The following is an 11,273-nucleotide window of genomic DNA, read 5'->3' as shown; positions in this document are numbered from 1 at the left end:
GCAGGGGGCCTCGTCCGTCACTGTCGGGAGTCCGCAGCCTGCGTCCCTCCCGTCGGCCGCGCCGCTGTCTACCTCCTCGGCCCCGCTGACTCCTGCATGTTTGCCTTCGCCTGGCGGTGCTGGAGCCTCTGCCCGCCACCCTGTGGGACCTCTACTGCGGGGTGGGAGGCTTTGCCCTGCATGCCGCTGCCGCCGGAGTGCGCCAGGTTGTCGGCGTGGAGGTCTCGCCCGTTGCCATTGCCTCCGCTCAGCGTTCAGCCCGCGACCTGTGGGCTGACGAGGCCGAGGCGCGCGCCCGCTTTATCGCCGGGGATGCTGTCGCGTGGGCGGTTGAGCAGGATGCGGCTTCGGCTCCGGATGTTGTGGTGGTCAACCCGCCCAGGCGCGGTATTGGCCCTGACCTGGCCGGATGGCTCAATGAGTGCGCGGCGCCGCGGGTCATCTACTCCTCGTGCAATCCCGTGACTCTGGCCAAGGATCTGGCTGCCATGCCCGCGCTGCGGGTTGTGGAGGGGCGTCTTTTTGACATGTTCCCGCACACGGATCATGCCGAGGTTGCCGTCCTGTGTGAGCGCGTGTGAAAGGTTTTCTCCCTGCCTCGCTTCGCTGATCTTCCTTCCGGATCTCTTGCCTTCCCTCGTGACGAGCATTGACCCCCTATGTTTCGGATGCTTTTCCTGCCTTTCTTGGGCTTTAGCTCCCGAGTTTGTGCATGGTTTTCACTGCCTGCGGCTTTTGTGTCACCGCTCCTGTGCGTGAGCGATCCCACGGCGGGGGAGGACGGATCGGATTAGGTGCTTGATGCTGAAAGGCGCTAACATATCTGAGCACGCACTTTTGTGTGCACGGAGGATTCGCCTAGTGGCCTATGGCGCACGCTTGGAAAGCGTGTTGGGTGCAAGCCCTCGGGGGTTCGAATCCCCCATCCTCCGCAGATCACCCCGGAACCGGTTGGTTCCGGGGTTTTGCTTTTTCTTTCCCCGCTTTTCCCCACCGCGTTGCAGTTTGCACACCGCATAACCCCCAGAAAATGCAACAACCCTCCCATGGGCGGGGGTGGGCAGGGCTGGGGGGGTGGGCAGGGTAAAGGCTGGGGCGGGCGGCCCGTGGGGCGAGGGCGAGCTGGGGTGAGGATGTGGGCAGGGCAAAGGTGGGGGGGTGGGGCGAGGCGAGCTGGGGCAAGGATGCGGGCCGGTGAAGGAGGTGTGAGGGTGTCAGTTGTTTCGGCGCTGTGGTCACATTCGCTTGTGCACACCGCGTTGCAGTTTGCGCACCGCATAACCCCCAGAAACTGCAACAACCCTCCCATGGGCGGGGGTGGGCAGGGTAAGGGTGGGGGTGGGTGGGGCGAGGACGAGGCCGGGGTGGTGGGTGAGGCGGGGAGCGAGGGCGAGGCAGGGTAAAAGCTGGGGTGGGCAGGGAAAGACAGGGTTATGCGCCGAAAGGTGAGTGGGGGACCGGGTTAGTGATCCGGTGCTTTCCTGGCGGCAACAATATCCCTCCCAAAAGCCGCAGTATTGCCGCTGTGAGTTGTATAGGGGATGGCGCTGTGCTCACTGAGGGATGTGCAGGGGGCGTGTTGGTGAAGGCCTTCGTAGTGGCCCCCGACCTCGGGATTTATGTTTGCTACCAAACAAAATTGCCACCGGATGAAGGGATATCACTATATGGACTTGTGGCTTTTCTTTCCCTTGCTAAGTCCAGTGAATTATCAGTGCTCGCGGCGAACTCTGGAAGTTCCCTGAAGGAATGATGCATATCCACTACAGAAGTGGATAGATTTCTAAGAAGAATATGAATACCCTTACTACATGTACATTCGCTTTTCTTTGAAACATTGGATCTCAAGTGTGCTTGTCACAGCACTTGTGATCATCGGAGCTGTCACATGGTTCCTTCCCTCAGCCTCTGGCGCGCCCTCAGATGAAGGGCTCAATAAGATAGTCATGAGAATCCTGACCAACGATGCTGATCCTGATGGGGAACAACCCTCAGAGTTCTGGTCGGGACAACCCTTTACGACAACAGCGCAATTTGACGCCTCAGCCACGACAGGGCGTCTTCTCGACGCGCGCATCCGGCTGATGATCGAAAAATCACCAGTCCTTTCGGTACAACGAATCCCCGACTCGCAATTTGCGCAACGTAGTGAATCCTGCGACACCGACACCCACTGGTGCAAGGACTACTACATTGCAGCAGTAACGGGTGCAACGAACTTTTCAATCCCCGTACCACTGTCATACCTCAACCGCCAAACCCCACCCGGAACCCAGACAACAGTCACTTGGGAGCTTTTCGAGGGGGATAACACTCAGCCGCTTCGTTCAGAATCTAGAACCTTCAAAGCGAAGGTGGCTACAGAATTTACCCCCTTCAACTACTGCGCCGAAGGTCAAAGGGGCCGAGCTGCAGCACAGGTTTCCTGCGAAGTGCCCTTTGAAACCGACAACGCAGCATCTGCTACCCACACGCCCGCACAGCCGATCTTCCATCACTACGCCGTTTCGGCAAAGGAATCTCTTGATGGTGGCCGCCAAGACGGATGGGGCGAATACGCCCCTCAACGAATGAAGATCGTCACTAAGCTTCCTGCGGGCGCCACCTACGTCGCAGGATGGTGGGGTGCGCAGGACCGGCAATGGGTTTATGACCCAGGCACTCACACTGTTACCTACGAAGGGCCGCTGCACCGTGAAAACTGGCATCCATGCGGCGGACAAACCTACTGTGAGGGCATTAAACTCAGCTTCGAAAATGCCGAGATCTACTCTGACGTCGCCGCAAAAACTCCCCGCGAATACGTCCTCAAGAGCACTATTACCCTTGATCCCGGAACTGCATTCGAAAAAATCCTCCCCGAGGTCACCTCAACCACGACCTTCAAGCCCCAGCAGAAGGCTGCTTTCCCGGGCAAGACGTCCAGTGACCAAATGGACAAGCACCAGACCTCCCAGAATCTCACCTCCGATGGGGGAATCCTCTACCGTGGCAACACGCCGCTCAACTTTGATGATCCCAACACGGACATCATGCTGTGGCGTTTGTGGGTCGGAAACAGTAATAACGGTTCCGAAATCGCACCGAAGGCCAGAGGTGGTATCACATCAAACTTCACCACCTTTACCGACACTGAACTCGATCCGCGCCTCTACTTCCACAGATTCACCCCGCCTCGAAGCGGAGACTTCGGGAAACGGGGCAACGGAACAGTCGAACCACGCGAACTCGAGGCACGTTTTAATGCCCTCACTGTCTCCCTCCACGGACTGACCGAAGACGGGCAAGAAGAACTTCTCGCTGCGGATATGAACTCCAACGATCCAGCCATCTTCATTAACGACAAGGCCCGCAAGTATTCCGGCCTGAAGGTACGTTTCTCCGCGCCCTTTGTGCAAGACAACTCCTGGACATATTTCAATATCAGCGCTGCTCCCCTGGAATCCGAAATGGCCAAATGGGCCAATGGAACCTACACGCAGGCACAGCAGTACCAGAACTGGGTAACTGCCGAAGGAATCAAGGGAGACGATCAAAATACCCCCTTCACCCTTGCGGTTCGTGCAGAAACTGACTCGAACAACAACACGATCACCATTAAGCCCATCGAACCCAAGATTTTCATGTGGATCGGTGATGATCGTCAAAGCCAAATTAACTGGGATACCCAGCACAACGGTGAACGCGCTTTTACCTACGAAAAGTGTGAGAAAAAGGGCGATATTTCAACCCTTTACCCACCATACTTGTGGAAACCTGAACAGGACCGCACCCCTGTTGAACTCTCCTGCGCTCGACTTGGCGAATACGCAGTCTCCAGCAACGCCCAAGGAACCTGGGGGCAGTCGACACTCCCAATGAAAGACGTGCAGCATGTCGTTCTGCTTCCCGCTGGCATCGAGTATGTCCGCACCGTCCAAACTCAAATTGACGGCGTAATCCAGCCTCAGCCCATTGAACCGCGGATCGTCGCCAACTATAGGAACAGCGGAAAGACAGCGCTTATCTACAATTACGGCAATATTGCACACCACACCAACGTGGGCGGACACGAGCGAGTCACACGTAGCGTCTTCCACTTGGACACCACCATTAATGCCAAGGCAGCTCCAGAAACGAATATCGTCGAGTACTACACAGTGTGGTCTAACAATGACGTCGTCAAACCAAACTCGAACCATCACCTCGATAATTTGGACCTTGATGGCGATGGTGACACCGCCGAGCACTTCATGCGCATGACGCTTCCACTCAAGATGCATCCACCTCTGGAACTCATCGCGCGTAAGTCCGTTTCTCTCGACAAGAGCAACTGGTTCGTGAATGCGCCCGCCCAAGACCTCGGCGGTGATGTTTATTACAGGTTCGAGGTCGACAATCGTTCCTTCGCGGAAACCCGATCCCTGTATATGATTGATGTCCTGCCCCAAGCAAACGACCATAAGATCGTTGAGGATGTCAGAGGCCGCTACCTCCCACGAACGTGGGCGCGCCACAGCGCCGATGGAAGCACCGAGCACGTCAACCACTCCGCCTTTGAAACACCTCTCGCTGAAGCGCTGGAAACTGTGCCAGAAAACGCGGAAATCATCAAACGCTGGGATATCTTCTACGCCCTGGAACCCCAAGGCGCTGACACCGATAGCGCAATCAATGCACAGTGGAAGACAGCAAACGACATCACCGACTGGTCTGCTGTCCGCTCCATTAAACTCGCACTCAAGCCAGGACAGAGCTTGGGACGCCACGCCCATATTGAAGTGGTGACACACAATAGGGTCCCTGACACGGAGCAGACGCGAGCCCTTCCAGCGGGATCGCGCGCAGTCAATTCCTTCGCGACCTCCACCCAGGCCAACACCGGATACATCGAAACAAACGATGTCACCGTTGAAGCCGCCCGCTACCGCGTGGAAGGAACCGTTTTCGCTGACCTCGATGGCAATTCAACGCTCAGTGACGGCACCGCAGACCTGAAACTCTCAGGCCTGAAAGTGGTACTGTACGACGCAGGATCAGGTGCGAAAGTCGCTGAAACAACCACAAACGATGGGCGCTACTCCTTCGACCTGTTCAAACGCGGCAACTACCGCGTCTTCTTCGAAAAGTCTGCAGGCTCATCCGTCGTACCCGCAGGGGAAGGCCAAACAGCATCCCACGGCGCAAAGTGCGCGGTTGGCTCAACTGAACACGCTCAGGCAACACAAGAAACCTGCGCAGGCGGCCAAGCCGCCGCAGTAAACGCCGTGTGGACGGAAGACTTCGCGGTCACCCCCGACAACGCAACAGTGGTGCGCAACCTCGGCATACGTGCCGTCAGCCGCGACGTCACCATCAAGAAGGTCGACCAAGCCGGCGCACCCCTGGCTGACGTAGAGTTCAGCCTTGAATGGGCCGCCCCCCTACCGGGGATGCTTGCCCCCACGCCGACACCCGCAACGCAGACTGCCTCGTCAAACACTGAAGGTATCGCCACCTTCCCTGCGGTGCCCTACGGCACCTACAGGCTGCGTGAAACCACCACTCCCGCTGGGTACATGCCCTTGGCTGCACCCGTGACCGTGACGGTCACAGCGACGCCGCCGACCGGCCCGACGGGGGAGGTCACTCCCGACGCAACCGTGACCAACGAGCTCATCAAGGCAACGGTTAAGGTCGTCAAGGTCGACGCCGCATCGCCCACCACGAAGCTGCCCGGAGCAGTGTTCGAACTGCGTGTTGGCACGCAGGTGAAGTACACCTCAACGGCTTCGGATAACCAGGGCATTGCGACCTTTAGCGATGTCGTGGCGGGCACCTACACGCTGGCGGAAAAGACCGCACCCACCGGCTACGTCCTCGCCACAGATACCCGCGAGGTCACCGTCGGCGCCGCCCAGCATGGCACGGTCATCGAATCCTCCGCATTCCCCAATACGAAGATCAGCGCGAGCGTGAGCTTCAAGAAGGTGGACGCGGAGACGGGCGCTGGCGTTGACGGGGCGGTCTTTGGCCTGTTTGCCGAGGGCGTCGCCGGGAATAGTGCCGCTGACGCCGCCTACCAGGCGACCTCGGCAAATGGTGGCGTCGTACAGTTCGCAGACGTCGCTTACGGCCGCTACACCCTGCGTGAGATCACCGCACCTGCGGGCTATGCGCCAACCACCGCAGAACAGGCAGTGACCGTTGATGACGGCGACGCGCTGACCCTCGCCGACGTGACCAATGCGCCTATTCGCGGCACTGTGGTGGCCAAGAAGGTCGAGGCCACCACCGGTGTGCCTGTCGCTGGGGCATCCTTTGGGTTGTTTGCCAAGCAGGGCGATGGCTCTTTCGCGCAGGCGAGCACTCAGATTGCTTTGAGTGATGCGACTGGCATGGTGCGCTTTGCGGGCGTCCCCGTTGGCACCTACCAGCTGCGTGAGACTGCCGCTCCTGCCACGCATGTGCTCAACACCTCCGATGCGCGTGAGGTGACGATTGCGACCCAGGGGCAGAGCATTGACCTGACGGCCCAGCCTTTCGAGAACGTGAAGGTCACGGGTCAGGTGACGGTCAAGAAGGTCGAGGCTGGTACGGACACGCCGATTCCTGGTACGCGCTTTGCCGTCTTCACCAAGGCTGGCGCCCAGGTCGGGGCTGATAAAGCGACTGACGCTCAGGGCCTGGTGAGTTTTGACCTGCCCTTTGGTGAGTATGTCGTCAAGGAAACGGCGCCTGCTCTTGGCTTTAACCCTGCTGCTCAGGCGGAGGGACGCCCCTTCCAGATCAGCACTCACGGTCAGAAGGTGGACCTGACGGGCGCCGATGAGCGGTTCACGAACACGCCGATTACGGGTTCTGTGGCGGTGACGAAGGTTGACGCTGAGGACGCGAATGTGACCCTTGTTGGGGTGGAGTTTGGCCTCTACCCGGTGAACGAGGCCGGCGTCGTCGGTGTCGTACCTGCATACGTGGCAGTGTCGGGTCCTGGCGGTGTGGCGCTCTTTGAGGGCGTGCGCTTTGGTTCGTATCAGCTTAAGGAGAGGAAGGGGCTGACGGCCTACATCCCCTCAAGCACAGCTAAGGACGTCGTGATTTCTACCCAGGGCCAGCGCGTTGAGCTGGGGAACTTCCCCAACCAGGTGAAGAAGGGCTCTGTGACTCTCCGTAAGGTGGATGCTGATGAGCCCACCAAGGGCGTGCCCGGCGCGGTCTTCCAGCTCAAGCAGGGCAATACTGTTGCCTACGAGCAGACCTCTGGCGCTAATGGCGCTGTCGTGTTCACGGGCGTCAAGCACGGCGACTACACCCTGGTTGAGGCCAGCGCACCGGAGAGCTACGTCCTTGACGCCGCGTGGGCTCAGGCTGTGAGCATCACCGAGCAGGGGCAGACGCTTGCTGTGGGTGATGTGACGAACCGCCTGAAGAAGGCCACCGTGAGCGCAGTGAAGTGGTCGACGGATGACGATGCGCCTTTGGCGGGCGCCGTCTTTGCCCTGAAGCAGGGGCAGGACACCGTCTCGACGGCGACCTCGGGTACTGATGGTGCCCTGACCTTCAGCAATGTTCCCTACGGGGATTACACGCTGGTGGAGACCACTGCCCCCGCCGGATTTGTCCTCGACCCGACTGAGCGCGCCGTGCAGGTGCGCGTCGATGGCGCCACCGTTGACCTTGGCCGTATGGGGAATAAGGCGGTGCGTGGCACTGTCGTGGCTCATAAGAAGGATGCTGATTCAGGTCAGCCCCTTGCCGGCGCTGCCTTTGAGCTGCGCACCCCCGACGGTAAGGCCGTGGCGAACGCAGTTTCGGACGAGAAGGGCCTGGTGACCTTCACTGGCGTGCGCGCTGGGGACTACACGGTGGTGGAGACTACCCCAGCTCAAGGCTACTCGTTGACCTCTAGCACCCTCAGTGCTCGGGTTGTCACTGACGGGGTGAGTGTGGATGCTGGAGAGCTGTCCAACACCCTGATCCGTGGTTCCATCCGGGTGGCCAAGATCGACGCGGAAACGAAGAAGCCGCTGGCGGGTGTGACCTTTGGTCTCTTCCCCGCTGCGCCCACCAACGCGGGTGCTGATGCGGGTGCTGACGTGCTTGCGGTGTCCACGGCTGTGACCGATGAGCAGGGGCTGGCTCTCTTCGAGGGCGTGACCTATGGACAGTGGGTGGTGCGTGAGACCACGCCCGCCACTGGCTACAACCCCTCCCCTGAGGTTAAGGGCCGCACGGTGAGTGTCCTTGAGCACGGCGTGGTTGTCGAAGCGGGAGCCGCCTTCGAGAACACCCCCATTCGAGGCAGTATCGCCTTGACCAAGGTGGATCCGGCAGGCAAGCCCTTGGCTCAGGCGACCTTCGTGTTGCGTGACGTGGAGGGCCGCGAGGTCGCCACCGCCAAGAGTGGCTCTGATGGGCGCGTGCTCTTTAACGGTGTCCTCTTCGGCAAGTACACGGTGACAGAACGCCAAGCCCCCGCAGGCTACGTGGCTGACGGCGGAGTGTACGCCGCTACCATCACCGCCCAAGGTGAAGTGGTGGACCTGGGCTCGGTCGTCAATAAGCCCGCCCCCGCGAAGGCAGGTAGGGGCAGCCCCGCCGCTAAGGGGCCTGTTATCGCCAAGACCGGAGCCGACACCGTCCCGGCTTTGATCCTGGCCCTGATGCTGACCATCTTGGCTGCAGGAGCCTACGCCCTGCGCCGACGGGCCTAAAGGTCGCACCCGTGGTGGGTGTGCCTCACGCAGATGGCGCACCCACCACCCATGCTTAAGCGGTGCCTTGTTGTGACACCGGTGGCGTACCCGTCACCGGTATGTCGACAAGGCACCGCTTTGGTCTATCCAGGGTCTGCTTCGTCATAGCGAGCGGTGGGCGGGGCTGTTTCAGTACCATGGCGCTGTTATGCGCAAGGGGGGGTGCCGCTCAGGATGCAGACAGGCGTGCAGGCAGCCGTGCGGGCAGGGGCTGACGCCACCTACGGCAGGGAAATACACACATCCTCACCGGTCTGCGGGTCCGTAAACTCCAGGCGCACAGCCTCCAGGTGCAGCGGCGAAGCTCCCTCGGGCACCTGATCCTCCCCATAGGGGGCCGCATTAAAACCCCCATAGAGGGGATCGCCCACCAGCGGGGCACCCAGGGCCGCAAAATGCAGGCGAATCTGATGGGTCCTCCCGTGGTGCGGGCTGACCTCGTACACCGTGAACTCCCGCCCGCGCACGCTCACCCGCTCACGGGTCGCCCGCAGGTAGGTGAGGGCGTTGACCTCGCCGGGCACAATGCGTGACACCATCACGCGCTCAACCTTCTCAATACGGCTCTCCACCTTGATCCAACCCGGCATTTCCGGCGGATCGACGCTGACGGCGACGCCCTCGTCAGACCCACCAACGATGGGCGTATCCGGCAAGGCTACGGCAACAGCGCGGTACACCTTCCTCACCTTCCGCTGCGCGAATAGCTCCTGATAGGGGCGGCGCAACTCTGGGCGTTCGGTGAACAGCAACAGCCCCGAGGTCGCCCGATCCAGGCGATGAGCGGGGCTGAGGTTCGCATTATTCTCCTGGCGACGCAGGGCCACCGTCACCGTCCGCGCCACATAGGACCCGCGAGGCTGCGTGGCCAGACCCTTGGGTTTATTGACCACCAGCCAGCCATCGCCCCGGTACACCACGGGAATATGCGGCAAGTCGGCGGTGTCATCGGCGGCCGCCCAGTACATATACACCGGCCACTCCAAAATCCGGGCCGGAGTGGAAGCGTCCAAAATAGCGCCCCACGCGTCGCACACGTCGCCGCGCGCGAAAGCCTCGTCAATCTCTACGCGTGTCAGACGAGGGATATGCGCCTCCATCCACTGCGCTAAGGTGCCCTCCAGCGCGCGGGCCTGCTTGACGTTGACGCGCTTCCCTACGCGCACAGGGTGCAGGCCGCCGCGGTCGGGCAGGCGCGGCGGGCGGCGGCGAGGCCACCCCTGCGCGCCAGCAGGAGCGGCACAAGGGGAGGAACCAGCAGGAGCGGAGGAAGAGGACACGACCCTTAGATTAGGGGCAAAGCGCGGGAGGCGCATCCCTCTCACCTTGCCACGCCAACACCCCTGTTCTGGCAAATACCACGGTCACGGCGCTCAGCGGGGCGCGCGTGCAATCACGCTCCCGTCCTCTTGGGGAATGAGCACAAGATCCGAGCGTGGAAGCATGAATTGGTTCTTCGCATTGAGACCAGGGTGTTCGACGCTTCGTCCTTCCTTGAGGTCAATGAGGATCGGTGGAGAACCCAGGGGAAGAATATTGCCCCGGCCCCAGGCGTGAAGGGGAGTGGACCATCCTGATCCCAAGACGCATTGCTTGGCTGCCTCATCTCGGTAGACCAGGGTGCCGCCGGTGGGGTCCTCCACCTTATTCCCAGCGATCATCACGTTCGCGCACGTGGAATCCTGCGCAGCCTCAATAGCTGACTCTGCCCAGCTCACGTCGTTTTCCTCGAGCCACTTTTCGTACTCGGCCAGGCTGGGGGCCTGCTCTTTCCAGGGGATTTGACTAAAGACCATGCTGTCGACGGCGTTCACGGTGAAGGTACGGTAGGGGCTGCCATCGGCCTTGCGCATGTCGACGAGGATCTCGTTCGAACCTTCGTCGGGTGACTGAGTGCGGATCCAGCCGTCAATGGCTGCGTAGGGCTGGTTGGCGAAGATGGAGGTCTTCCATTGGATGGTTTTGACTTCGCCCGTTGTCATATTGAGTACCCATTCCATATTGCCGTCCATAATCCATTGGCCGCCGTTGGCGTCATTGGCGTATTGGCTGGCGAGCAGTCCCGTGGTGGGGGCAAGCTGGGTGGTCCATGTCTTGGTGTGGGGGTCTGCCCAGAGGCTGCAGCTGTAGGTGGAGTCGCATTGCAGGAGGCCCCATTCCGTTGAGAATCCACCGGTGTTTGCGGGCCAGGGGAGTTCTTCATCCTTGCCGGTGGCGAGGTTGATGAGGGAGTTTCGGGTGACAATGTAGTCGCCCCAGAATCCCATGCGGGAGGCTTCTTCCTTGGAGACTGTGCGAGAGAGGACCTCTCGCGGGGAGGAGGTGATGTCGTAGACGGTGATGAGGGCTTGGCTGTCTCCTTGGGGAGTGTTGGCCATGAGGTGGTTGCCGGTGCTGCCGTAGGTGTATTTCGTGTCGGCGCCGGGGCTGGGAAGGGTCCAGAGTTCTTGGGATCCTCCGAACCAGGCGCTGCTCCATGTCACGGCTTGTCGTGAGGATTTCCAGGAGGGGTCGGGCTTTCCGAGGGGAGCGGCGTCGACCTCGTCGGTGGGGGTGTCC

The 11,273-nt window shown here is 60.6% G+C and carries 3 protein-coding genes, 1 tRNA gene and 1 pseudogene; 3 read left to right on the top strand and 2 right to left on the bottom strand.

Going from position 1 to position 11,273, the window contains the following annotated elements:
- Positions 1-128 precede the first annotated feature (128 nt).
- From HWX48_RS07700 to HWX48_RS07690, 3 genes and pseudogenes are all read left to right on the top strand, one after another.
- Positions 129-581, top strand: a pseudogene (locus HWX48_RS07700) (methyltransferase domain-containing protein); the annotation flags it as partial.
- A 266-nt stretch (positions 582-847) separates the two neighbouring features.
- Positions 848-932, top strand: a tRNA-Ser gene (locus HWX48_RS07695).
- Between the two features lie 1,014 nt (positions 933-1,946).
- Positions 1,947-8,672, top strand: coding sequence for a collagen binding domain-containing protein (locus HWX48_RS07690; protein ID WP_175956306.1), 6,726 nt, complete (start codon positions 1,947-1,949; stop codon positions 8,670-8,672).
- A 263-nt stretch (positions 8,673-8,935) separates the two neighbouring features.
- Here HWX48_RS07690 and HWX48_RS07685 read toward each other — a convergent pair whose 3' ends face one another.
- Both HWX48_RS07685 and HWX48_RS07680 read right to left on the bottom strand, forming a co-directional pair.
- Complete coding sequence (locus tag HWX48_RS07685; RefSeq protein WP_175956304.1) at positions 8,936-9,994, bottom strand: pseudouridine synthase; 1,059 nt, start codon at positions 9,992-9,994, stop codon at positions 8,936-8,938.
- Between the two features lie 93 nt (positions 9,995-10,087).
- A partial coding sequence (locus HWX48_RS07680; RefSeq protein WP_175956302.1) for a hypothetical protein occupies positions 10,088-11,273 on the bottom strand: 1,186 nt, incomplete at its 5' end.

Origin of the sequence: Schaalia sp. Marseille-Q2122, from assembly GCF_903645355.1 — a bacterium.
Lineage (GTDB): Bacteria > Actinomycetota > Actinomycetes > Actinomycetales > Actinomycetaceae > Pauljensenia.
This window is presented reverse-complemented; position numbering and strand designations above follow the sequence as displayed.